Origin of the sequence: Streptomyces termitum (genome assembly GCF_014650175.1) — a bacterium.
GTDB classification, from domain to species: Bacteria; Actinomycetota; Actinomycetes; order Streptomycetales; family Streptomycetaceae; genus Streptomyces; species Streptomyces termitum.
Genome location: NZ_BMUL01000001.1, coordinates 326,162 through 348,828, shown reverse-complemented (window position 1 = coordinate 348,828; position 22,667 = coordinate 326,162). Strand labels below are relative to the sequence as shown.

21 protein-coding genes are annotated in these 22,667 nt (G+C 71.4%); 2 read left to right on the top strand and 19 right to left on the bottom strand.

Annotated features, from left to right (window positions below; genetic code table 11):
• Positions 1–70: 70 nt before the first annotated feature.
• The 15 genes from IE219_RS01640 to IE219_RS01570 all read right to left on the bottom strand — a co-directional run bounded on the left by IE219_RS01640 (position 71) and on the right by IE219_RS01570 (position 16,256).
• Positions 71–283 (bottom strand): hypothetical protein, encoded by a 213-nt coding sequence (locus IE219_RS01640; RefSeq protein WP_189974641.1) that lies wholly within the window; start codon positions 281–283, stop codon positions 71–73.
• 189 nt (positions 284–472) lie between these two features.
• Positions 473–2,122, bottom strand: coding sequence for an NADH-quinone oxidoreductase subunit NuoN (gene nuoN / locus IE219_RS01635; protein ID WP_189974639.1), 1,650 nt, complete (start codon positions 2,120–2,122; stop codon positions 473–475).
• Positions 2,119–3,705, bottom strand: a complete 1,587-nt coding sequence (locus tag IE219_RS01630; protein ID WP_189974636.1) for an NADH-quinone oxidoreductase subunit M — start codon at positions 3,703–3,705, stop codon at positions 2,119–2,121. Before IE219_RS01630 ends, nuoN begins: the two co-directional genes overlap by 4 nt.
• Before the next feature lie 5 nt (positions 3,706–3,710).
• Positions 3,711–5,603, bottom strand: coding sequence for an NADH-quinone oxidoreductase subunit L (gene nuoL, locus IE219_RS01625; RefSeq protein WP_189974634.1), 1,893 nt, complete (start codon positions 5,601–5,603; stop codon positions 3,711–3,713).
• 11 nt (positions 5,604–5,614) lie between these two features.
• Positions 5,615–5,914: an NADH-quinone oxidoreductase subunit NuoK gene (nuoK, locus tag IE219_RS01620; protein ID WP_043227770.1), complete on the bottom strand. Its 300-nt coding sequence runs from the start codon at positions 5,912–5,914 to the stop codon at positions 5,615–5,617.
• Entirely contained in the window at positions 5,911–6,747 is an 837-nt protein-coding gene (locus tag IE219_RS01615) for an NADH-quinone oxidoreductase subunit J (protein ID WP_189974632.1), read from the bottom strand. Before IE219_RS01615 ends, nuoK begins: the two co-directional genes overlap by 4 nt.
• Positions 6,744–7,340, bottom strand: a complete 597-nt coding sequence (nuoI, locus tag IE219_RS01610; RefSeq protein ID WP_189974630.1) for an NADH-quinone oxidoreductase subunit NuoI — start codon at positions 7,338–7,340, stop codon at positions 6,744–6,746. The genes IE219_RS01615 and nuoI overlap by 4 nt, the downstream gene beginning before the upstream one ends.
• Entirely contained in the window at positions 7,315–8,643 is a 1,329-nt protein-coding gene (nuoH, locus tag IE219_RS01605) for an NADH-quinone oxidoreductase subunit NuoH (RefSeq protein WP_229849558.1), read from the bottom strand. Before nuoH ends, nuoI begins: the two co-directional genes overlap by 26 nt.
• A gap of 29 nt (positions 8,644–8,672) precedes the next feature.
• Complete coding sequence (locus tag IE219_RS01600; protein ID WP_189974626.1) at positions 8,673–11,192, bottom strand: NADH-quinone oxidoreductase subunit G; 2,520 nt, start codon at positions 11,190–11,192, stop codon at positions 8,673–8,675.
• Positions 11,189–12,538, bottom strand: a complete 1,350-nt coding sequence (nuoF, locus tag IE219_RS01595) for an NADH-quinone oxidoreductase subunit NuoF (RefSeq protein ID WP_189974615.1) — start codon at positions 12,536–12,538, stop codon at positions 11,189–11,191. The genes IE219_RS01600 and nuoF overlap by 4 nt, the downstream gene beginning before the upstream one ends.
• Entirely contained in the window at positions 12,538–13,281 is a 744-nt protein-coding gene (nuoE, locus tag IE219_RS01590) for an NADH-quinone oxidoreductase subunit NuoE (RefSeq protein ID WP_189974613.1), read from the bottom strand. The genes nuoF and nuoE overlap by 1 nt, the downstream gene beginning before the upstream one ends.
• Positions 13,278–14,600, bottom strand: a complete 1,323-nt coding sequence (locus tag IE219_RS01585) for an NADH-quinone oxidoreductase subunit D (RefSeq protein ID WP_189974611.1) — start codon at positions 14,598–14,600, stop codon at positions 13,278–13,280. The genes nuoE and IE219_RS01585 overlap by 4 nt, the downstream gene beginning before the upstream one ends.
• Positions 14,597–15,328 carry an NADH-quinone oxidoreductase subunit C gene (locus tag IE219_RS01580; RefSeq protein WP_189974609.1) on the bottom strand — a complete coding sequence of 244 codons (732 nt, stop codon included), beginning with the start codon at positions 15,326–15,328 and terminating at the stop codon, positions 14,597–14,599. The genes IE219_RS01585 and IE219_RS01580 overlap by 4 nt, the downstream gene beginning before the upstream one ends.
• Complete coding sequence (locus IE219_RS01575) at positions 15,325–15,879, bottom strand: NuoB/complex I 20 kDa subunit family protein (RefSeq protein ID WP_189974607.1); 555 nt, start codon at positions 15,877–15,879, stop codon at positions 15,325–15,327. The genes IE219_RS01580 and IE219_RS01575 overlap by 4 nt, the downstream gene beginning before the upstream one ends.
• A gap of 17 nt (positions 15,880–15,896) precedes the next feature.
• Positions 15,897–16,256 (bottom strand): NADH-quinone oxidoreductase subunit A, encoded by a 360-nt coding sequence (locus IE219_RS01570; protein ID WP_189974605.1) that lies wholly within the window; start codon positions 16,254–16,256, stop codon positions 15,897–15,899.
• A gap of 691 nt (positions 16,257–16,947) precedes the next feature.
• On the opposite strand from IE219_RS01570, the gene IE219_RS01565 reads away from it, so the two are divergent.
• Positions 16,948–17,817 (top strand): C40 family peptidase, encoded by an 870-nt coding sequence (locus IE219_RS01565; protein ID WP_189974603.1) that lies wholly within the window; start codon positions 16,948–16,950, stop codon positions 17,815–17,817.
• 91 nt (positions 17,818–17,908) lie between these two features.
• On the opposite strand, the gene IE219_RS01560 is transcribed toward IE219_RS01565, so the two are convergent.
• Positions 17,909–18,805 (bottom strand): NAD(P)-dependent oxidoreductase, encoded by an 897-nt coding sequence (locus IE219_RS01560; RefSeq protein ID WP_189974601.1) that lies wholly within the window; start codon positions 18,803–18,805, stop codon positions 17,909–17,911.
• A 102-nt stretch (positions 18,806–18,907) separates the two neighbouring features.
• Here IE219_RS01560 and IE219_RS01555 point away from each other — a divergent pair, with 102 nt between their 5' ends.
• Positions 18,908–19,882: a helix-turn-helix domain-containing protein gene (locus IE219_RS01555; protein WP_189974600.1), complete on the top strand. Its 975-nt coding sequence runs from the start codon at positions 18,908–18,910 to the stop codon at positions 19,880–19,882.
• On the opposite strand, the gene IE219_RS01550 is transcribed toward IE219_RS01555, so the two are convergent.
• The 3 genes from IE219_RS01550 to IE219_RS01540 all read right to left on the bottom strand — a co-directional run bounded on the left by IE219_RS01550 (position 19,848) and on the right by IE219_RS01540 (position 22,666).
• The gene (locus IE219_RS01550; RefSeq protein WP_189974597.1) at positions 19,848–21,134 is read right to left on the bottom strand and encodes a geranylgeranyl reductase family protein; all 1,287 of its coding nucleotides are present in this window, start codon (positions 21,132–21,134) and stop codon (positions 19,848–19,850) included. The two genes, IE219_RS01555 and IE219_RS01550, sit on opposite strands and share 35 nt — an antisense overlap.
• A 165-nt stretch (positions 21,135–21,299) precedes the next feature.
• Complete coding sequence (locus IE219_RS01545) at positions 21,300–21,995, bottom strand: demethylmenaquinone methyltransferase (protein WP_189974596.1); 696 nt, start codon at positions 21,993–21,995, stop codon at positions 21,300–21,302.
• A 71-nt stretch (positions 21,996–22,066) separates the two neighbouring features.
• The gene (locus tag IE219_RS01540; protein WP_189974593.1) at positions 22,067–22,666 is read right to left on the bottom strand and encodes an imidazolonepropionase-like domain-containing protein; all 600 of its coding nucleotides are present in this window, start codon (positions 22,664–22,666) and stop codon (positions 22,067–22,069) included.
• Position 22,667: the final 1 nt, after the last annotated feature.

Here is a 22,667-nt window from a genome sequence, read left to right as displayed (position 1 = left end):
TCCCCCTCCACACCGAACGGCTCGCACACCCCCGGGTGCGCGAGCCGTTCGCGTTTCCCGGCGCCCGGGATCAGTGCCCGAAGGACAGCACCGCCAGTACGGGCAGCCCGAAGAGGAGCGCCACCCCCAGGACGGCTGCGACCCGGAACCTCTTCACGGTCTCCCGGCGCTCCTCGCCCCACCGCCCTTCGAAATCCGTCCGGAACCCCTTCACGTCGAAGATCAGGGCGAACCCGAAGTACATCGACGGAACGATCGAGACGGCCACCAGAACGTCCCTCATGACATCCCCCCTCCGAAACGGCTGGACCCGCGAAGGGGGCGACGCCCCCCCGGACGCGAGCACCGGCACGACCAGGTCTCCTTCGGCCATCCTAGGAACCGGGCGGCCCCGGGACCGCGCCGCCCCCGGGGACACCGCGGCACGCCGAAGGGCCCGGCTCGCCCCCGAGCCGGGCCCTTCTTCCCGCCGTCAGCGGACGAAGACGCTCGCTTGGCCGGCGAGGTCCAGGAAGTACTGGGGGGCCAGGCCCAGGACCAGGGTGACGACCACGCCCGCCGTGATGGTGAGGGTGGTCAGGACGGAGGGGACGGCGACCGTGGGGCCGTCGGCCTTCGGCTCGCTGAAGAACATCAGGACGATGACCCGGATGTAGAAGAAGGCCGCGATGGCGGAGGCGATGACACCGACCACCACCAGCGCGCCCGCGCCGCCCTCCGCCGCCGCCTTGAAGACCGCGAACTTGCCGGAGAAGCCGGAGGTCAGCGGGATGCCGGCGAAGGCGAGGAGGAAGACCGCGAAGACGGCGGCGACCAGCGGCGAACGGCGGCCGAGACCGGCCCACTTGGAGAGGTGGGTGGCCTCGCCGCCCGCGTCGCGGACCAGGGTGACGACGGCGAAGGCGCCGATCGTCACGAAGGAGTACGCGCCCAGGTAGAAGAGGACCGACGAGATGCCGCTCGGGGTGGCGGCGATGACGCCCGCGAGCAGGAAGCCCGCGTGCGCGATCGACGAGTAGGCGAGCAGCCGCTTGATGTCGGTCTGGGTGATGGCGACGATCGCACCGCCGAGCATGGTGACGATCGCGACGCCCCACATGACCGGCCGCCAGTCCCAGGTGAGGCCCGGGAGGACCACGTACAGCAGGCGGAGCAGGGCGCCGAAGGCGGCGACCTTGGTGGCGGCGGCCATGAAGCCGGTGACCGGGGTGGGGGCGCCCTGGTAGACGTCCGGCGTCCACATGTGGAAGGGGACGGCGCCGACCTTGAACAGCAGGCCCATCAGGACGAGCGCGAAGCCGATGAGGAGCAGCGCGTCGTTGCCCATGGTCTGCGCGAGGGCCGGGTCGACGGAGCCGACGGAGCCGTCGACGACGCCCGCGATGGTGGCGTACGAGACGGAGCCCGCGTAGCCGTAGAGGAGGGCGATCCCGAAGAGGAGGAAGGCCGACGAGAAGGCGCCCAGCAGGAAGTACTTGAGGGCCGCCTCCTGCGACATCAGCCGCTTGCGGCGGGCGACGGCGCAGAGCAGGTACAGCGGGAGGGAGAAGACCTCCAGCGCGATGAAGAGGGTCAGCAGGTCGTTGGCGGCCGGGAAGACCAGCATGCCCGCGATGGCGAAGAGGGCGAGCGGGAAGACCTCGGTGGTGGTGAAGCCCGCCTTGACGGCGGCCTTCTCGTGGTCGCCGCCGGGCACCGCGGCCGCCTCGGCGGCGAAGGAGTCGACCTTGTGGCCGTGGTCGGCCGGGTCGAGCCGGCGCTCGGCGAAGGTGAGGACCGCGACGACGGAGGCGAGGATGATGGTGCCCTGGAGGAACAGCGCGGGGCCGTCGACGGCGATGGCGCCCATGGCCGCGATGTGGGCCTTGGTGGTGCCGTAGCCGCCGGCGGCGAGCGCGACGACGGCCGCGAAGGAGGCCGCCAGGGCGAGGAGGGTCAGGAAGACCTGGGTGACGTACCGGCCCCGGCGGGGCACGAACGCCTCGGCGAGGATGCCGAGGACCGCCGCGCCGACGACGATGAGGACCGGCGCGAGCTGGACGTACTCGATCTTCGGTGCCGGGATCTTGTTCAGCGGCTCGGCCGCCGTCGTCCACATGCTGTGGACGGTGAGGGCGTTCACTTGGCCGCCTCCACGTTCTGGACGGGGACTTCGGGCGTGGGGTCGGTCTTGCCGACGTCCGACATGGTGTGCCGGACGGCCGGGTTCACGACGTCCGTCAGCGGCTTCGGGAAGACGCCGAGGAAGAGGAGGACCGCGATCAGCGGGGCGACGACGGCCAGCTCGCGGGGGCGCAGGTCCGGCATGGACCGCACCTCCTCCTTCACCGGTCCGGTCATCGTCCGCTGGTAGAGGACGAGGACGTAGAGCGCGGCGAGGACGATGCCGGTGGTGGCGACGACGCCGGCCGCCGGATAGCGGGCGAAGGTGCCGACGAGGACCAGGAACTCGCTGACGAAGGGGGCGAGTCCGGGCAGCGACAGGGTGGCGAGGCCGCCGATCAGGAAGGTGCCGGCGAGGACCGGCGCGACCTTCTGGACGCCGCCGTAGTCGGCGATGAGCCGGGAGCCGCGCCGGGAGATCAGGAAGCCGGCGACGAGCATCAGGGCGGCGGTGGAGATGCCGTGGTTGACCATGTAGAGCGTGGCGCCGGACTGGCCCTGGCTGGTCATCGCGAAGATGCCCAGGACGATGAAGCCGAAGTGGGAGATCGACGCGTAGGCGATCAGGCGCTTGATGTCGCGCTGGCCGACGGCGAGCAGCGCCCCGTACACGATGCTGATCAGGGCGAGGACGACGATCACCGGGGTGGCCCACTGCGACGCCTCGGGGAAGAGGCCGAGGCAGAAGCGGAGCATCGCGAAGGTGCCGACCTTGTCGACGATGGCGGTGATGAGGACGGCGACCGGTGCGGTGGCCTCCCCCATCGCGTTCGGCAGCCAGGTGTGCAGCGGCCACAGCGGCGCCTTCACCGCGAAGGCGAAGAAGAAGCCGAGGAACAGCCACCGCTCGGTGCCGGTCGCCATCTCCAGGGTGCCGTTGGCGCGGGCCTCGGCGATCTCGGTGAGGGAGAAGTTCCCCGCGACCGTGTAGAGGCCGATGACGGCGGCCAGCATGATGAGGCCGCCGACCAGGTTGTAGAGCAGGAACTTGACCGCCGCGTACGAGCGCTGGGCCGCCGCGTTCTCGTCGGAGCCGCTGTGGGCGCGGTCGCCGAAGCCGCCGATGAGGAAGTACATCGGGATGAGCATGGCTTCGAAGAGGATGTAGAAGAGGAAGACGTCGGTGGCCTCGAAGGAGAGGATCACCATCGCCTCGACCATGAGGATCAGGGCGAAGAAGCCCTGGGTGGGGCGCCACCGCTTGGAGGAGGTCTCCAGGGGGTCGGCGTCGTGCCAGCCGGCCAGCATGACGAAGGGGATCAGCAGGGCGGTGAGGCCGATGAGGGCGACGCCGATGCCGTCGACGCCGAGCTCGTAGCGGACCCCGAAGTCCTTGATCCAGGCGTGCGACTCGGTGAGCTGGTAGCGGTCGCCGCCCGGTTCGAAGCGGGCGAAGACCAGTCCGGCGAGGACGAGGGTGGCGAGCGAGACGAGCAGCGCCAGCCACTTGGCGGCGGTGCGGCGGCCCGCGGGCACGGCGGCGGTGAGGATCGCACCGACCGCGGGGACCGCCGCCGTCACCGTAAGGAGCGGGAAGGACATGGTGGTTACACCGCCCTCATCAGCAGGGTCGCGGCGATGAGTACCGCCGTACCGCCCAACATGGAGACGGCGTACGAGCGGACGTAGCCGTTCTGGAGCTTGCGCAGCCGGCCGGAGAGGCCGCCGACGGAGGCCGCCGTGCCGTTGACGACGCCGTCCACGAGGGTGTGGTCGACGTAGACGAGCGAGCGGGTCAGGTGGGTGCCGCCGGTGACGAAGACGGCGTGGTTGAGGTCGTCCTGGAGGAGGTCGCGGCGGGCGGCCCGGGTGAGGAGCGAGCCGCGCGGGGCGACGACCGGGACGGGCTTGCGGCCGTACTGGAGGTAGGCCAGTCCGACGCCGATCACCATGACGGCGACGGTGGCGGCGGTGACGGCGGCGGCGCTGATCGGCGCGTGGCCGTGGTCGAAGCCGGTGACGGGCTCCAGCCATTCGGTGAAGCCGGAGAACTCGAAGACCGCGCCGCCGCCGACGGAGCCCACGGCGAGCAGGATCATCGGGACGAGCATGGACTTCGGGGACTCGTGCGGGTGCGGCGGCCTGCCGTCGGCGTCGGGCTGCCAGCGCTTCTCGCCGAAGAAGGTCATCAGCATCACGCGGGTCATGTAGTACGCGGTGACGGCGGCGCCGAGCAGGGTGACCGCGCCGAGGATCCAGCCCTCGGTGCCGCCCTTGGCGAAGGCCGCTTCGATGATCTTGTCCTTGGAGAAGAAGCCGGACAGGCCGGGGAAGCCGATGATGGCGAGGTAGCCGAGGCCGAAGGTGATGAAGGTGACCGGCATGTACTTCCGCAGGCCGCCGTACTTGCGCATGTCGACCTCGTCGTTCATGCCGTGCATGACCGAGCCGGCGCCGAGGAACAGCCCGGCCTTGAAGAAGCCGTGCGTGACCAGGTGCATGATCGCGAAGACGTAGCCGACGGGGCCGAGGCCGGCGGCGAGGATCATGTAGCCGATCTGCGACATCGTCGACCCGGCGAGGGCCTTCTTGATGTCGTCCTTGGCGCAACCGACGATCGCGCCGAAGAGGAGCGTGACGGCGCCGACGATGGTGACGACGAGCTGGGCGTCCGGCGCCGCGTTGAAGATGTCGGCGGAGCGGACGATCAGGTAGACGCCGGCGGTGACCATGGTCGCCGCGTGGATGAGGGCCGAGACCGGGGTCGGGCCCTCCATCGCGTCGCCCAGCCAGGACTGGAGCGGCACCTGCGCGGACTTGCCGCAGGCGGCGAGGAGCAGCATCAGGCCGATGGCGGTCAGCTTGCCCTCGGTGGCGTTCTCGGCGGAGGCGAGGACGGGGCCGAAGGCGAAGGTGCCGAAGGTGGTGAACATCAGCATGATCGCGATCGACAGGCCGATGTCGCCGACCCGGTTGACGAGGAACGCCTTCTTCGCGGCGGTGGCCGCGCTCGGCTTGTGCTGCCAGAAGCCGATGAGGAGGTACGAGGCGAGGCCGACGCCCTCCCAGCCGAAGTACAGCAGCAGGTAGTTGTCGGCGAGGACCAGGAGCAGCATCGCCGCGACGAACAGGTTCAGGTAGCCGAAGAAGCGGCGGCGCCGCTCGTCGTGCTCCATGTACCCGATCGAGTAGACGTGGATGAGCGTGCCCACGCCGGTGATCAGCAGCACGAAGGTCATCGAGAGCTGGTCGAGCTGGAAGGCGATGTCCGCCTGGAAGCCCTCGACGGGGATCCAGGAGAAGAGCCGCTGGTGCATCGCCCGGTCGTCGGCGCCCTTGCCGAGCATGTCGGCGAAGAGGGCGACGGCCGTGGCGAAGGAGACCGCGGCGAGGAGCGTGCCGAGCCAGTGCCCGGTCTTGTCGAGCCGGCGGCCGCCGCAGAGCAGCACCGCCGCTCCGAGCAGGGGCGCCGCGATGAGCAGCGCAATCAGGTTGTCCACGGTTCAGCCCCTCACAGCTTCATCAGGCTGGCGTCGTCGACCGAGGCCGAGTGGCGCGATCGGAAGACGGACACGATGATCGCGAGCCCGACGACGACCTCCGCGGCGGCGACGACCATCGTGAAGAAGGCGATGATCTGGCCGTCGAGGTTGCCGTGCATGCGGGAGAAGGTGACGAACGCGAGGTTGCAGGCGTTGAGCATCAGCTCGACGCACATGAAGACCACGATCGCGTTCCGCCGGATCAGTACGCCGACCGCGCCGATGGTGAACAGCAGGGCGGCGAGGTACAGGTAGTTGACGGGATTCACCGGGTGGCCTCCTTTCCTTCGCGGGCCTCGTCGCGGCCGCGTCCCAGGCGCTCCGCGGAGCGCTGCTCCAGCGCCTTGAGATCGGCGAGCGCCTCCGCCGAGACGTCCCGCACCTGGCCCCGCTCGCGCAGGGTGGAGATGACGGTGAGCTCGGAGGGGGTGCCGTCGGGCAGCAGACCGGGGACGTCCACCGCGTTGTGCCGGGCGTAGACGCCGGGGGCGGGGAGCGGCGGCAGGTGCTTGCCCTCGCGGACGCGCCGCTCGGCCAGCTCGCGCTGGGTGCGGGCGCGCTCGGTGCGCTCCCGGTGGGTGAGGACCATGGCGCCGACGGAGGCGGTGATCAGGAGGGCGCCGGTGATCTCGAAGGCGAAGACGTACTTGGTGAAGATGAGGGTGGCCAGGCCCTCGACGTTTCCGCCGTGGGCGGTGTTGGCCGCGCCGAGGCCGGTGAACTCGTCGAGCGAGGCGTTGCCGATGCCGGCGAAGAGGAGGACGCCGAAGCCGAGGCCGCAGGCGGCGGCCCACCAGCGCTGGCCCTTGATGGTCTCCTTGACGGAGTCGGCGGCGGTGACGCCGACCAGCATGACCACGAAGAGGAAGAGCATCATGATCGCGCCGGTGTAGACGACGATCTGGACGATGCCGAGGAAGTACGCCCCGTTGGCCAGGTAGAAGACCGCGAGGATGATCATGGTGCCGGCCAGGCACAGGGCGCTGTGCACGGCCTTGCGCATGAGGATCGTGCACAGGGCGCCGATGACGGCGACGGTGCCGAGGATCCAGAACTGGAACGCCTCGCCGGTGGAGGTGGCGTAGGCGGCGAGCGCGCTCATGCCTCCGCCCCTTCCGGTTCGGGGGTCTCGCCCTTGGAGACGGCGACCTGGCGCTCGGTGCCGGGCGCGACCTCGGTGACCAGGCCCCGGTAGTAGTCCTGCTCGGTCATGCCGGGGAAGATCGCGTGCGGGGTGTCGACCATCCGCTCGTCGAGCCCGGCGAGCAGCTGCTCCTTGGTGTAGATGAGGTTCTCGCGGGAGGAGTCGGCCAGTTCGAACTCGTTGGTCATCGTGAGCGCCCGGGTGGGGCACGCCTCGATGCACAGCCCGCACAGGATGCAGCGGGCGTAGTTGATCTGGTAGACGCGGCCGTACCGCTCGCCGGGCGAGTAGCGCTCCTCGTCCGTGTTGTCGGCGCCCTCCACGTAGATGGCGTCGGCCGGACAGGCCCAGGCGCACAGCTCGCAGCCGACGCACTTCTCCAGCCCGTCGGGGTGGCGGTTGAGCTGGTGCCGGCCGTGGAAGCGGGGTGCCGTCGTCTTCTTCTGCTCCGGGTACTGCTCGGTCAGCCGCTTCTTGAACATGGCCTTGAAGGTCACGCCGAAGCCGGCCACCGGATTCTGGAAGTCAGACACGATCCGTCCCCCTCTCATCACTCTCGGTAGCAGTATCGGGGCCGCCACTGACAACGAGGTCCCGCGGGCGGCGGGGCCCGCGCCGGGGCACGGGCGGCAGGGTCTGTCCGGGCTTGGGCGGTACGGGGAAGCCTCCGGCCATCGGGTCGAAGTCCCGTTCGGCGGCGGGCCCGGCCGCCCCGTCCTTCGCCTTGCGGTCGCGGAAGAGGTCGGCGAGGAAGGAGAGGAGCAGCACCACGAGGACGGCACCGGCCACGTACAGCACGATGTTGGTGAAGGCGATGTTCTCGTTGCGCAGCGCCCGGACGGTGGCGACCAGCATCAGCCAGACCACGGAGACCGGGATGAGGACCTTCCAGCCGAGCTTCATCAGCTGGTCGTAGCGGACCCGGGGGAGGGTGCCGCGCAGCCAGATGAAGAAGAAGAGGAGGAGCTGCACCTTGAGGACGAACCACAGCATGGGCCACCAGCCGTGGTTGGCGCCCTCCCAGAAGGTGCTGATCGGGTAGGGGGCGCGCCAGCCGCCGAGGAAGAGGGTCACCGACACGGCGGAGACCGTCACCATGTTCACGTACTCGGCGAGCATGAACAGCGCGAACTTGATGGAGGAGTACTCGGTGTTGAAGCCGCCGACGAGGTCGCCCTCGGACTCCGGCATGTCGAAGGGGGCGCGGTTGGTCTCGCCGACCATCGTCACGATGTAGATGAGGAAGGAGACCGGCAGCAGGACGATGAACCAGCGGTCGTGCTGGGCCTCGACGATGGCCGAGGTGGACATCGAGCCGGAGTAGAGGAAGACGGAGGCGAAGGCGGCGCCCATGGCGATCTCGTACGAGATCATCTGGGCGCAGGAGCGCAGGCCGCCGAGGAGCGGGTAGGTGGAGCCGGACGACCAGCCGGCGAGCACGATGCCGTAGATGCCGACGGAGGCGACCGCGAGGATGTAGAGCATCGCGATCGGCAGGTCGGTGAGCTGCATCGTGGTGCGCTGGCCGAAGATCGACACCTCGTTGCCGGCCGGTCCGAAGGGGATGACGGCGATGGCCATGAAGGCGGGGATGGCGGCGACGATCGGCGCGAGGACGTAGACGGCCTTGTCGGCGCGCTTGACGATCACGTCCTCCTTCAGCATCAGTTTGACGCCGTCCGCGAGGGACTGGAGGAGGCCCCAGGGGCCGTGCCGGTTGGGGCCGACGCGCAGCTGCATCCAGGCGACCACCTTGCGTTCCCACACGATGGAGAACAGCACGGTGACCATGAGGAACGCGAAGCAGAAGACGGCCTTGACGACGACGAGCCACCAGGGGTCCGTGCCGAACATGGAGAGGTCTTCCGCGGCGAGGGGCGTGTTCACGCCTGCGCCTCCTTCGGGGTGGCCGGGCCGATGCGGACCAGGTCGCCGGGGCGGGCGCCGGTGTCGGCGAGGACGCCGCGGCCGGTCGAGTTCAGCGGGAGCCAGACGACCCGGTCGGGCATGGCGGTGACGGCCAGCGGGAGGGCGGTCGTGCCGTCCGGGCCGGAGACCTCCAGCAGGTCGCCGTCCTTGACGCCGGTGTCGGCGGCGGTGGCGGCGGAGAGCCGGGCGACCGCCGCGTGGCGGGTGCCGGCCAGGGCGGTGTCGCCCTCCTGGAGGCGGCCGAGGTCGAGCAGCAGCCGGTGGCCGGCGAGGACGGCCTCGCCGTCGCCGGGCCGGGAGGCCGGGATGGCGTGGGTGGTGGGCTCGGAGGCCCGCTCCTCGCGCCAGCGGCCGAGCCGGTCCATCTCGCGCCGGGCCGAGGCGAGGTCGGGGAGGGCGAGGTGGACGTCGAGGGCGTCGGCGAGCATGTGCAGGACGCGCGCGTCGCCGGGGGCGAGCGGGCGGGTCATCTGCTCGGGCTTGAGCGCGGCCTCGAACATCCGGACGCGGCCCTCCCAGGTGAGGAAGGTGCCGGGCTTCTCGGCGACGGCGGCGACCGGGAGGACGACGTCGGCGCGGTCGGTGACGTCGCCGGGCCGCAGTTCCAGGGAGACGACGAAGGCCGCGTCGAGGGCTTCGCGGGCCCGCTCGGGGTCGGGCAGGTCGTCGATCCCGACGCCGCCGACGAGCAGGGCGGCGATCTCGCCGCCGGCGGCGGCCTCCAGGATCTGGCCGGTGTCGCGACCGTAGCCGTGCGGGAGTTCGCGGACGCCCCAGGCGGCGGCGACCTCCTCGCGGGCGCGCGGGTCGGTCGCGGGCCGGCCGCCGGGCAGCAGGCTCGGCAGGGCGCCGGCCTCGATCGCGCCGCGCTCGCCGGCCCGCCGCGGGATCCACACGAGCGTCGCGCCGGTGGCGGCGGAGGCGCGCAGGGCGGCGGTGAGCGCGCCGGGGACCCCGGCGAGGCGCTCGCCGACGGCGATGACGGCGCCGTCCTCGCGCAGGGCGTCGGCGGCGGCCCAGCCGGTGGGGTCGAGGCCGACGCGGGAGGTGAGGGCGTCGAGCCATTCGGTCTCGGTGCCGGGGGCGGCGGGCAGCAGGGTGCCGCCGGTCTTCTCCAGGCCGCGGGTGGCGTGGGAGGCGACGGCGTACGTCCGCTGGCCGTGCTTGCGCCAGGCCTTGCGGAGCCTCAGGAAGACGCCGGGCGCCTCCTCCTCGGACTCCAGGCCGACGAGCAGCACCGTGGGCGCGGCTTCGAGCGAGGTGTAGGTGAGCCCGGTGCCTCCCCCAAGTTCTCGGCTTCGCTCGAACAGGGAGGTGCCCCCAAGGTCGCGGCCGCGTCCGGCGACGTGCGCGGCGAGGAAGTCGGCCTCCTCGCCGGAGTGGATCCGGGCCCGGAAGTCGACGTCGTGGGTGTCGAGGGCGACGCGGGCGAACTTGGCGTAGGCGTACGCGTCCTCGACGGTGAGCCGGCCGCCGGGCAGGACGCCGGTGCGGCCGCGGACGAGGCCGCGGGCGGCGGCTTCGAGGGCCTCGGGCCAGGAGGCCGGTTCGAGGACCCCGTCGGCGTTGCGGACGAGGGGGGTGGTCAGCCGGTCGCGCTGCTGCGCGTACCGGAAGCCGAACCGGCCCTTGTCGCAGATCCACTCCTCGTTGACCTCGGGGTCGTTCTGCGCGAGGCGGCGCATGACCTTGCCGCGCCGGTGGTCGGTGCGGGTGGCGCAGCCGCCGGCGCAGTGCTCGCACACCGAGGGCGACGAGACGAGGTCGAAGGGGCGGGAGCGGAAGCGGTAGGCGGCGGAGGTGAGGGCGCCGACCGGGCAGATCTGGATGGTGTTGCCGGAGAAGTACGACTCGAAGGGGTCGCCCTCGCCGGTGCCGACCTGCTGGAGGGCGCCGCGCTCGATGAGTTCGATCATCGGGTCGCCGGCGACCTGGTTGGAGAAGCGGGTGCAGCGGGCGCACAGGACGCACCGCTCGCGGTCGAGGAGGACCTGGGTGGAGATGTTGACCGGCTTCTCGTAGGTGCGCTTGACGCCCTCGAAGCGGGAGTCGGCCTGCCCGTGGGACATGGCCTGGTTCTGGAGCGGGCACTCGCCGCCCTTGTCGCAGACCGGGCAGTCCAGCGGGTGGTTGATGAGCAGCAGCTCCATCACGCCGTGCTGGGCCTTCTCGGCGACCGGGGAGGTCAGCTGCGAGCGGACGACCATGCCGTCGGTGCAGGTGATGGTGCAGGAGGCCATCGGCTTGCGCTGGCCCTCGACCTCGACGATGCACTGGCGGCAGGCGCCGGCCGGGTCGAGGAGGGGGTGGTCGCAGAAGCGGGGGATCTCGATGCCGAGCTGTTCGGCGGCGCGGATGACCAGGGTCCCCTTGGGGACGGAGATCTCGGCGCCGTCGATGGTCAGCGTGACCAGGTCTTCCGGCGGTACGGCCGGGGAGCCGCCCCCCGCCGGGGTGGACTCGGTGACGGTCATGCGGTCACCTCCTTGTGGTTGTCCGCCCAGGCGGTCGACTTGGCCGGGTCGAAGGGGCAGCCCTTGCCCGTGATGTGCTGCTCGTACTCCTCGCGGAAGTACTTGAGGGAGGAGAAGATCGGCGAGGCGGCGCCGTCGCCGAGGGCGCAGAACGACTTGCCGTTGATGTTGTCGGCGATGTCGGCCAGCTTGTCGAGGTCGGCCATCTCCCCCTCGCCCGCCTCGATGTCGCGCATGAGCTGGACGAGCCAGTAGGTGCCCTCGCGGCAGGGGGTGCACTTGCCGCAGGACTCGTGCGCGTAGAACTCGGTCCAGCGGGTGACGGCGCGGACCACGCAGGTGGTCTCGTCGAAGCACTGGAGCGCCTTGGTGCCGAGCATGGAGCCGGCGGCGCCGACGCCCTCGTAGTCGAGGGGGACGTCGAGGTGCTCGTCGGTGAACATGGGGGTGGAGGAGCCGCCGGGGGTCCAGAACTTGAGGCGGTGGCCGGGCCGCATGCCGCCGCTCATGTCGAGGAGCTGGCGCAGGGTGATGCCGAGGGGGGCCTCGTACTGGCCGGGCGAGGCGACGTGCCCGCTGAGCGAGTAGAGCGTGAAGCCGGGGGACTTCTCGCTGCCCATGGAGGTGAACCAGTCCTTGCCCCGGTGGAGGATGGCGGGAACGGACGCGATGGACTCGACGTTGTTCACCACGGTGGGGCAGGCGTAGAGGCCGGCGACGGCGGGGAAGGGCGGCCGGAGCCGGGGCTGGCCGCGGCGGCCTTCGAGGGAGTCGAGGAGGGCGGTCTCCTCGCCGCAGATGTAGGCGCCCGCGCCCGCGTGCACGGTGAGTTCGACGTCGAGGCCGCTGCCGAGGACGTTCGTGCCGAGGTATCCGGCGGCGTACGCCTCGCGGACGGCCTCGTGGAGGCGGCGCAGGACGGGGACGACCTCGCCGCGCAGGTAGATGAAGGCGTGGCTGGAGCGGATCGCGTAGCAGGCGATCACGATGCCCTCGATGAGGGAGTGCGGGTTGGCGAAGAGGAGCGGGATGTCCTTGCAGGTGCCGGGCTCGGACTCGTCGGCGTTGACGACGAGGTAGTGCGGCTTGCCGTCGCCCTGCGGGATGAACTGCCACTTCATGCCGGTGGGGAAGCCGGCGCCGCCGCGTCCGCGGAGGCCGGATTCCTTGACGTAGGCGATGAGGTCGTCGGGGCTCATCGCGAGGGCCTTGCGCAGGCCCCGGTAGCCGTCGTGGCGCTCGTACGTCTCCAGGGTCCAGGAGTCGGGCTGGTCCCAGAAGGCGGAGAGGACGGGGGACAGGAGCTTCTCGGGGCTGCTGGAGTTGATCTCGGCGGCCAAGGTCATCACTCTCCCTCCTGACCGGCTGATTCGCCGCGCGGGTGGACGATCCGGGTCTGCTGCGGGGTCTCGCCCTTGGCGAGGCGGAGTCCGACGAGGGAGGCGGGGCCGGCGCCGCCGGTGGCGGCGACCGCGCCGGGGCGCTCGTCGGGGAAGCCGGCGAGGATCCGCGCGGTCTCCTTGAAGGTGCACAGGGGGGCGCCGCGGGTGGGTTCGACGGTGCGGCCGGCGCGCAGGTCGTCGACCATCTTCCGGGCCGACTCGGGGGTCTGGTTGTCGAAGAACTCCCAGTTGACCATCACGACGGGGGCGAAGTCGCAGGCGGCGTTGCACTCGATGTGCTCAAGGGTGATCTTGCCGTCGTCGGTGGTGCCCTTGTCGTCGACGCCGAGGTGCTCCTTGAGCTCCTCGTAGATGGCGTCGCCGCCCATGACGGCGCAGAGGGTGTTGGTGCAGACGCCGACCTGGTAGTCGCCGGACGGCCGGCGGCGGTACATGGTGTAGAAGGTGGCGACGGCGGTGACCTCGGCGGTGGTGAGGCCGAGCACGTCGGCGCAGAACCGCATGCCGGTACGGGTCACGTGGCCCTCCTCCGCCTGCACGAGGTGCAGCATCGGCAGGAGCGCGGAGCGGGAGCCGGGGTAGCGGTCGATGATCGCCTTCGCGTCCTCCTCCAGCCGGGCCCGGACGTCGGCCGGGTAGGCGGGGGCGGGGAGCTGGGGCATCCCCAGGCTGACGTTGTCGGTCATCGGTCGACGCCTCCCATCACGGGGTCGATGGAGGCGACGGCGACGATGACGTCGGCGACCTGGCCGCCCTCGCACATCGCGGCCATGGCCTGGAGGTTGGTGAAGGACGGGTCGCGGAAGTGGACCCGGTAGGGGCGGGTGCCGCCGTCGGAGGCGACGTGCACGCCGAGTTCGCCCTTGGGGGACTCGACGGCCGCGTACGCCTGGCCGGCCGGGACCCGGAAGCCCTCGGTGACCAGCTTGAAGTGGTGGATCAGGGCCTCCATGGAGGTGCCCATGATCTTCTTGATGTGGTCGAGGGAGTTGCCGAGGCCGTCGGGGCCGAGGGCGAGCTGCGCGGGCCAGGCGATCTTCTTGTCGCCGACCATGACCGGTCCGGGTTCGAGCCGGTCGAGGCACTGCTCGACGATCCGCAGCGACTGGCGCATCTCCTCCAGGCGGATGAGGAAGCGGCCGTAGGCGTCGCAGGTGTCGGCGGTGGGGACCTCGAAGTCGTAGTTCTCGTAGCCGCAGTACGGGTCGGTCTTGCGCAGGTCGTGCGGGAGTCCCGCGGAGCGCAGGATCGGTCCGGTGACGCCGAGGGCCATGCAGCCGGTGAGGTCGAGGTGGCCGACGTCCTGCATGCGGGCCTTGAAGATGGGGTTGCCGGTGGCGAGCTTGTCGTACTCCGGCAGGTTCTTCTTCATGGTCTTCACGAACTCGCGGATCGCGTCGACGCCGCCGGGCGGGAGGTCCTGGGCGAGGCCGCCGGGCCGGATGTAGGCGTGGTTCATGCGCAGGCCGGTGATCAGCTCGTACAGGTCCAGGATCAGTTCGCGGTCCCGGAAGCCGTAGATCATGATCGTGGTGGCGCCGAGCTCCATGCCGCCGGTGGCGATGCAGACGAGGTGCGAGGAGAGCCGGTTGAGCTCCATGAGGAGGACCCGGATGACGCTGGCGCGGTCGGGCACGTCGTCGGTGATGCCGAGCAGCTTCTCCACGCCGAGGCAGTACGCCGTCTCGTTGTAGAACGAGGTGAGGTAGTCCATGCGCGTGACGAAGGTGGTGCCCTGCGTCCAGGTCCGGTATTCGAGGTTCTTCTCGATGCCGGTGTGGAGGTAGCCGATGCCGCAGCGGGCCTCGGTGACGGTCTCGCCGTCGATCTCCAGGATGAGCCGGAGCACGCCGTGGGTGGACGGGTGCTGGGGGCCCATGTTGACGACGATGCGCTCGTCGTCGGCCTTGGCCGCCGAGCGCACGACCTCGTCCCAGTCGCCGCCGGTGACGGTGTAGACCGAGCCTTCGGTGGTCTCGCGGGGGTTGGATGCGGTGTTGCTCACGAGTACGACCTCCGCTGGTCCGGAGCCGGGATCTGGGCGCCCTTGTACTCGACGGCGATGCCGCCGAGGGGGTAGTCCTTGCGCTGCGGGTGGCCCTGCCAGTCGTCCGGCATCATGATCCGGGTGAGGGCCGGGTGGCCTTCGAAGACGATTCCGAAGAAGTCGTACGTCTCGCGCTCGTGCCAGTCGTTCGTCGGGTAGACGGCGACGAGGGAGGGGATGCGCGGGTCGGTGTCCGGGGCGGACACCTCCAGGCGGATCAGCCGGCCGTGGGTGAGCGAGCGCAGGTGGTAGACGGCGTGCAGCTCGCGGCCCTTGTCGCCCGGGTAGTGGACGCCGGAGACGCCGGTGCAGAGCTCGAAGCGGAGCGCCGGGTCGTCGCGGAGGGTGCGGGCGACGCGGGCGAGGTGCTCGCGCTCGATGTGGAAGGTGAGCTCGCCGCGGTCGACGACGGTCTTCCCGATGGCGTTCTCGGGGAGGAGTCCCTGCTCCTCCAGGGCGCCTTCGAGTTCGTCGGCGACCTCGTCGAACCAGCCGCCGTAGGGGCGGGTGGCGGCGCCGGGGAGGCGGACGGAGCGGACGAGGCCGCCGTAGCCGCTGGTGTCGCCGCCGTTGTTCGCGCCGAACATGCCGCGCTGGAGCCGGACCTCCTCCCCGTGCTCGCCGCGCTGACCGGGCAGGTTCTGCGCGCTCAGCTCCTTCTCGGGATTGGGTGTCTCGTCGCTCACCGGAGCAGGCCCTTCATCTCGATGACCGGCAGCGCCTTGAGCGCGGCCTCCTCCGCCTCGCGGGCCGCCTCCTCCGCGTTGACGCCGAGCTTGGAGCCCTGGATCTTCTGGTGGAGCTTGAGGATCGCGTCCATCAGCATCTCGGGGCGCGGCGGGCAGCCGGGGAGGTAGATGTCGACCGGGACGATGTGGTCGACGCCCTGGACGATGGCGTAGTTGTTGAACATGCCGCCCGAGGAGGCGCAGACGCCCATGGAGATGACCCACTTGGGGTTGGGCATCTGGTCGTAGACCTGCCGCAGGACGGGGGCCATCTTCTGGCTGACCCGGCCGGCGACGATCATGAGGTCGGCCTGGCGCGGTGAGCCGCGGAAGACCTCCATGCCGAAGCGGGCGAGGTCGTAGCGTCCGGCGCCGGTGGTCATCATCTCGATGGCGCAGCAGGCGAGGCCGAAGGTCGCGGGGAAGACGGACGCCTTCCGGACCCAGCCCGCGGCCTGCTCGACGGTGGTCAGCAGAAAGCCGCTCGGGAGTTTCTCTTCGAGTCCCATGGGTGCTCCTCAGCCCCTCAGTCCCATTCCAGGCCGCCGCGCCGCCACACGTAGGCGTAGGCGACGAAGACGGTGAGCACGAAGAGCAGCATCTCCACGAGCCCGAAAAGCCCCAGGGCGTCGAAGGTGACGGCCCAGGGGTAGAGGAAGACGATCTCGATGTCGAAGACGATGAACAGCATCGCCGTCAGGTAGTACTTGATGGGGAAGCGCCCGCCGCCGGCGGGAGTCGGGGTCGGCTCGATGCCGCACTCGTACGCCTCAAGTTTTGCCCTGTTGTACCGCTTTGGCCCGATTAGCGTGGCCATGACCACGGAGAAGATCGCAAACCCCGCACCCAGGGCACCGAGCACGAGGACGGGCGCGTACGTATTCACGCTCCTCGCTCCTTCCAGTCGTCCTTGACCGTTGGACCGCACTGCCGGCTCACGGCCCCGGCGGGCGACCTCCAGGAAGATCGCCCCCATGTGAGGCAGTTCACAAGCCTGACGTCCGCGTATCTTAAGCCCGCCCCTCTGTGATCTGCGACACGGGGTACGCCAACGGATTTGTGATCTCCACCACCTGACGAAGGATCATGAAGTCGGATGAGCGGTGATCTTGTTGCGTGAAGCGCCCAGGTGATCACCAGGTGTGACATTCGGACCGGAAATCGCTGGTCGGAGCGGGTGGCGCTCTATCAAGACATGGGCAGTACAAGCAAATTGGCAGTGGACGCGGACGGGTGATATAGGCATGCGCGTCGCCCGTCCGGGGGGCCGTCGGGACGAAAGTGGACGGCCGGAGTCCGTGTGCCCGCGTTCACGAGCCTCGAATGTGACCTGCGTCACGTGATCTTGGCGCGAAAAGAACGGGGCTTGGCCATCGGCCCCAAGAGGTGGTAGGTGAAGGGCAATTCGGGCATCTCATCGAAAACGCGTGATCAAGGGCGGAATGAGCGATGACCGTTTTGCCCTTTGTGCCGTCAATGCTCTTTCGGGTGAAGCGGATTCAACGATTCCGGTCGTAACTGTGGCGCAACCCACGTTTCTTGATGGGAACCCTGAAGCCCTGATAGCGGTTGTTCCCATGTCCCACACCGCTCACATACCCAGCCACCGGAAGCCCCGCCGCAGCGCGTCGAAGCTCGCGCTCCGCGCCGGAGTTGCCGGTGGCGTCCTCGGCACCATCGCCGTCGCCGGTGCTGCCGGGCCGGCCAGTGCCGAGCCGGTGGCCGAGACCATCGAGATGCCCACCCTCGGCTCGCTCGGCGCGGACCTCGCCACCGCCGTCGCCGCCTCCGCGGACGCCTCCCAGCAGGAGGCCATGGGCCGGTCCCTGGAGGACCAGGAGTCCGCCGCCGCGCTGAAGGCCGCCCTGGAGGCCAAGAAGGCCAAGGCCGAGGCCGACCGCAAGGCCGCCGCGGAGAAGGCCGAGAAGGCCCGCCAGGAGGCCGAGGCGAAGGCCGAGGCCGAGCGCGCCCGCGCCGAGGCCCGTGCCACCCGCGACAGCGCCCGCAGCACCCTCACCGCCACCTCCGCGTCCGGCTCCTCGGCGTCCGGCTCGGTGAGCCGCTCCTCCTCCGAGACCGCGAAGCCCGTCACCGGCTCCGCCGCCGCGATCGTCGCCTTCGCCCGCGCCCAGGTCGGCGACGCGTACGTCCGGGGCGGCACCGGCCCCAACTCGTGGGACTGCTCCGGCCTCGTCCAGGCCGCCTACCGCCAGGCCAACATCGACCTGCCGCGCGTCTCCGGCTCCCAGTCCTCCATGGGCACCTTGGTCTCCCTGAGCAACCTCCAGCCGGGCGACGTCCTCTACTGGGGCAGCCGCAGCGGCTCGTACCACGTCGCCATCTACGTCGGCGGCGGCAAGTACGTCGGCGCGCAGAACCCGTCCACCGGCGTCGTCGAGCGCTCGCTCGACTGGGACACGCCGTCGGGCGCCGTCCGCATCCTCTGATCCCCGGATCGGAAGCAGCGCGAAGGGCCGTCACTCCTCGGGGGAGCGACGGCCCTTCGCGCATGCCGGTACGGACATCACGCCCGAAGCGTCACGAGCCGGACCCTTCCGACGGGCGGGCCTTCCGGAAGGAGTCGATGACCCGGGCGTAGCTGTCCCCGCCGTGGCCCGCCGCCACCGCCTCCTTCATCAGCTCCAGGTGCAGCCGCGGCAGCCGCCCGTCGATGCCGCGCGCCTCCCCCGCGTGCAGCAGGTGCCCGACCGTCGCCACCTGGACGTCGATGGTGGCGTCGTCGCCGGGGTACTCCCCCGCGTCGATCTGGTCCGCGTAGGTGGAGAGGAACCACGACACCGTGCGCAGCCAGCGCACCGAGACCGCCGTGAACTCCTTCGCCGGCACCCCGTCCGCCCCGGTCAGCGCGGTGCCGTGCAGCCAGCCGCCGAAGACCGACCACATCAGGCCGAGCAGCCCGGAGTCGTACAGCGAGGCGAGGCCCGCGTCCGCGCCCAGGTCGACCGGGTCGCCGAGGACGCCGAGGGCCGCGCGGTGCCCGGCCAGCAGCTCCGGGCCGCCCGAGTAGAGGATCATGCTCTCGCTGTCGCCGACGCCCGGCGGGGTGGTCATGACGGCGCCGTCGAGGTAGCCGGCGCCGTGCCCGGCGGCCCACGCGGCCTCCTCGCGGGCCTGCTCGGGCGAGCCGGAGGTGAGGTTGACCAGGGTCCGGCCGCGCAGCGCGCCGGCGACCGGTCCGAGGAGGTCCCGGACCGCCGGGTAGTCGAGGACGCAGACCACGACGAGTCCGCTCGCCGCGACCGCCTCGGCGACGGTGGCGGCCCGGACGGCGCCGCGCGCCACGAGCGGCTCGGCCTTCTCGGGGGTGCGGTTGAAGACGGTGGTGGGGTGGCCGGCGTCGAGGAAGGCGCCCGCGAGGGCGGCGCCCATCTGCCCGAGGCCGATGACGGTCACTGGAGTGTTCTGCGTGCTCATGGCTCCACGCTCGCAGCGCGCGGGCCGCGCCGACAGGAGCGGAACCGCCGTGCGGCGCACGGTTCCTGCCACGGTGTCGGTCCGGTGCCGTACCGTCGGAGCATGAGCGCTGGAGCGGTCGCCGTCGTCCTCGTCCCCGACGAGCGGGGCGGCCTGTCCCCCTGGGACCAGTACGAACTGTCCACGATCTCCATGGTGTTCGGGGTGCCCTACCCCGATCTCGCCGATCCCTGGTACGCGTTGCGGGTGTGCGGCCCGGGGCCGTACGGCACCCACGGCCTGGACGGGATCGCCGGTGCGGCGACCGTCGTGGTGCCCTCGGTGCCGGTGGCGGTGGCCGAGGGGCGGGCGGAGGTGCCGGAGGAGATCGTCGGGGCGCTGCGGGAGGCCGGGGCGGCGGGGGCCCGCATGGTGTCGATGTGCACCGGCGCCTTCGCGCTGGCGGCGGCCGGGCTGCTGGACGGCCACCGGGCGGTCCTGCACCCGAACTACGCGCCGCTGCTGGCCGCCCGCCACCCCCGGGTGACCGTGGACGCCTCGGTGCTCTACACCGACGGGGACCGGGTGCTGACCGGGGCGGGCGCCGCCGCCGGCCTGGACCTCTGCCTCCACCTCGTACGGAAGGACCTGGGGGCGGCGGTGGCGGGCGAGCTGGCGCGGCGGCTGGTGGTCCCGGCGCACCGGCCGGGCGGGCAGCCGCAGGCGGTGGCGGCGCCGGTGCCGCCCCGGGACGAGGACAGCCTGGGGCCGGTGCTGCACTGGGCGGCGGAGCACCTGCGGGAGCCGCTGTCGGTGGAGGAGCTGGCGCGCCGGGCCCGGATGAGTCCGCGCACCTTCCACCGGCGGGTGCGCGAGGCGCACGGCACCACCCCGCTCCAGTGGCTGCTGGGACAGCGGGTGGCGCGGGCGCAGACGCTCCTGGAGGCGACGGACCTGCCGGTGGAGCGGATCGGGGAGGAGAGCGGCCTCGGGTCGGCCGCCAACCTCCGCCGTCACTTCACGCGGGCGCTCGGGCTCTCCCCGAGCGCCTACCGGGAGGCGTTCAGGCCTTCGGCGCGACCTTCGACAGGCCGTTGATGATGCGGTCCATGGCGTCGCCGCCGGTGGGGTCGGTGAGGTTGGCCAGCATCTTGAGCGTGAACTTCATCAGGACCGGGTGGGTCAGGCCGCGCTGGGTGGCGATCTTCATGACCTTGGGGTTGCCGATGAGCTTCACGAAGGCGCGGCCGAGCGTGTAGTAGCCGCCGTAGGTGTCCTTGAGGATCCGCGGGTAGTTCCGCAGGGCCAGTTCGCGCTGGGCGGGGGTGGCGCGGGCGTGGGCCTGGACGATGACGTCGGCGGCGATCTGGCCGGACTCCATCGCGTAGGCGATGCCCTCGCCGTTGAAGGGGTTGACGAGGCCGCCCGCGTCGCCGACGAGGAGCAGGCCGCGGGTGTAGTGCGGCTGACGGTTGAAGGCCATGGGGAGGGCGGCGCCCCGGATCGGGGTCGTCATGTTGTCGGGGGTGAAGCCCCAGTCCTCCGGCATGGAGGCGCACCACGCCTTGAGGACCTCGCGCCAGTCCAGCTCGCGGAAGGCGGAGGAGGAGTTGAGGATGCCGAGGCCGACGTTGGAGGTGCCGTCGCCCATGCCGAAGATCCAGCCGTAGCCGGGCAGCAGGCGGTCCTCGGCGCCGCGCTTGTCCCACAGTTCGAGCCACGACTCCAGGTAGTCGTCGTCGTGCCGGGGGGTGGTGAAGTAGGTGCGGACGGCGACGCCCATGGGGCGGTCCTCGCGGCGGTGCAGGCCCATGGCGAGGGAGAGCCGGGTGGAGTTGCCGTCGGCGGCGACGACGAGCGGGGCGTGGAAGGTGACCTCGCGCTTCTCCTCGCCGAGCTTGGCGTGCACGCCGGTGATGCGGCCGGTGCGGTCGTCGACGACCGGCGCGCCGACGTTGCAGCGCTCGTACAGGCGGGCGCCGGCCTTCTGCGCCTGGCGGGCGAGCAGCTCGTCGAAGTCGTCGCGCTTGCGGACCAGTCCGTAGTCCGGGTACGAGGCGAGGTCGGGCCAGTCGAGCTGGAGCCGGACGCCGCCGCCGATGATCCGCAGGCCCTTGTTCCGCAGCCAGCCGGCCTCTTCGGAGATGTCGATGCCCATGGAGACGAGCTGCTTGGTGGCGCGCGGGGTGAGGCCGTCGCCGCAGACCTTCTCGCGCGGGAAGGCGGTCTTCTCCAGGAGGAGGACGTCGAGTCCGGCCTTGGCCAGGTAGTAGGCGGTGGTGGAGCCGGCCGGGCCCGCCCCGACGACGATCACGTCTGCACGGTGCTCGGAGAGGGGCTGCTCGGTCACGGCGGAACTCCCGGGAGGTCGGCGAAGGGATCGGGGAAAGTCTAGGGCGGCGCGGGCGGCCCGGACCGGAGGGGCGGGGTACGCCCCCGGGCGCGGGCCGGACCGGCGGAGTGGGGCGCGGGGTGCGGGGTGCGCCCCGGGCGGGCCGGGCCGGAGGGGTGCGGGCTACGCCCGCTTGAAGCCCCGGTGGAGGGCGACGATGCCGCCGCTGAGGTTGCGCCAGGCGACCTCGGACCAGCCGGCCTTCTGGAGCAGGGCGGCCAGGGCGGGCTGGTCGGGCCAGGACTGGATGGACTCGGCGAGGTAGACGTACGCGTCGGGGTTGGAGGAGACGGCGCGGGCGACCGGCGGCAGGGCGCGCATCAGGTACTCCTCGTACACGGTGCGGAAGGGCGCCCAGGTGGGGTGGGAGAACTCGGAGATGACGACCCGGCCGCCGGGCTTGGTGACCCGGTACAGCTCGCGCAGCGCCTGCTCGGTGTCCTGGATGTTGCGCAGCCCGAAGGAGATGGTGACGGCGTCGAAGACGTCGTCCCGGAAGGGGAGCTTCGTGCCGTCGCCCGCGGTGAAGGGCATCCAGGGGTGGCGCCGCTTGCCGACCCGGAGCATGCCGAGCGAGAAGTCGCAGGGGACGACGTACGCGCCCGCGCGGGCGAAGGGCTGCGAGGAGGTCGCGGTGCCCGCGGCGAGGTCGAGGATCTTCTGCGCGGGCCGGGCGTCGACCGCCTTGGCGGCCTCCTTGCGCCAGCGCCGGTCCTGGCCGAGGGAGAGCACGTCGTTGGTGAGGTCGTAGTTGGCCGCCACGCCGTCGAACATGGAGGCGACTTCGTGCGGCTGCTTGTCCAGGGATGCGCGGGTCACGGGTGCTCGGCCTCGCAGGGTCGGGAGGGGACGGACCCGCCCATTCTGGCAGGCGGGTCCGGTGCGGGGGCTCAGCGGGCCCGGTGGACGAGCCGGCCGCCGATGACGGTGGCCACGCAGGTCGCCGCGCCCGCGCGGACCAGGGCGGCGCGGTCGGGGACGTCGAAGACGGCGAAGCGGGCGGGGCCGCCCGCCGCGAGGGCGGGCAGCAGGACGAGGGGCGCCGGGGAGAGCGCGGGCGGGCCGGGGAGCCGGTCCGGGCGGCCGGCGAGGGCGAGCCCGACCCGGCGGACGGCGTCCTGGGCGGCGCGGGTGCGCAGCTCGCCCGCGAGCGCGACGGTGCCGTGGGCGAGGAGCCGCTGCACCCCGCGCCGGGCGCTGGCGCCGAGCCGGGCGGGGTCGGCGCGGAAGAGCTCCCGGGCCCGCTCCCCGGTGACCGGCGCGGTGCCGAACGCGTCGGCCTCGCGCGGGTCCGGGTGGTAGGTCAGTTCGAGGAGCTCGGGGCCGTAGGGGTTGAGCAGGCCGGGGGTGAGGATGCCGGGCCAGCGGCGCAGCCGGGCGCCGGGGTGGGCGTCGGCGAGTTCCTCGTACGGCCCGACGGCGGCGAGGCGCGCGCCGTCGACCAGGACGGCGGTCTCCGGCGACGCCTCGGCGGCGTGCAGCGTGAGCACG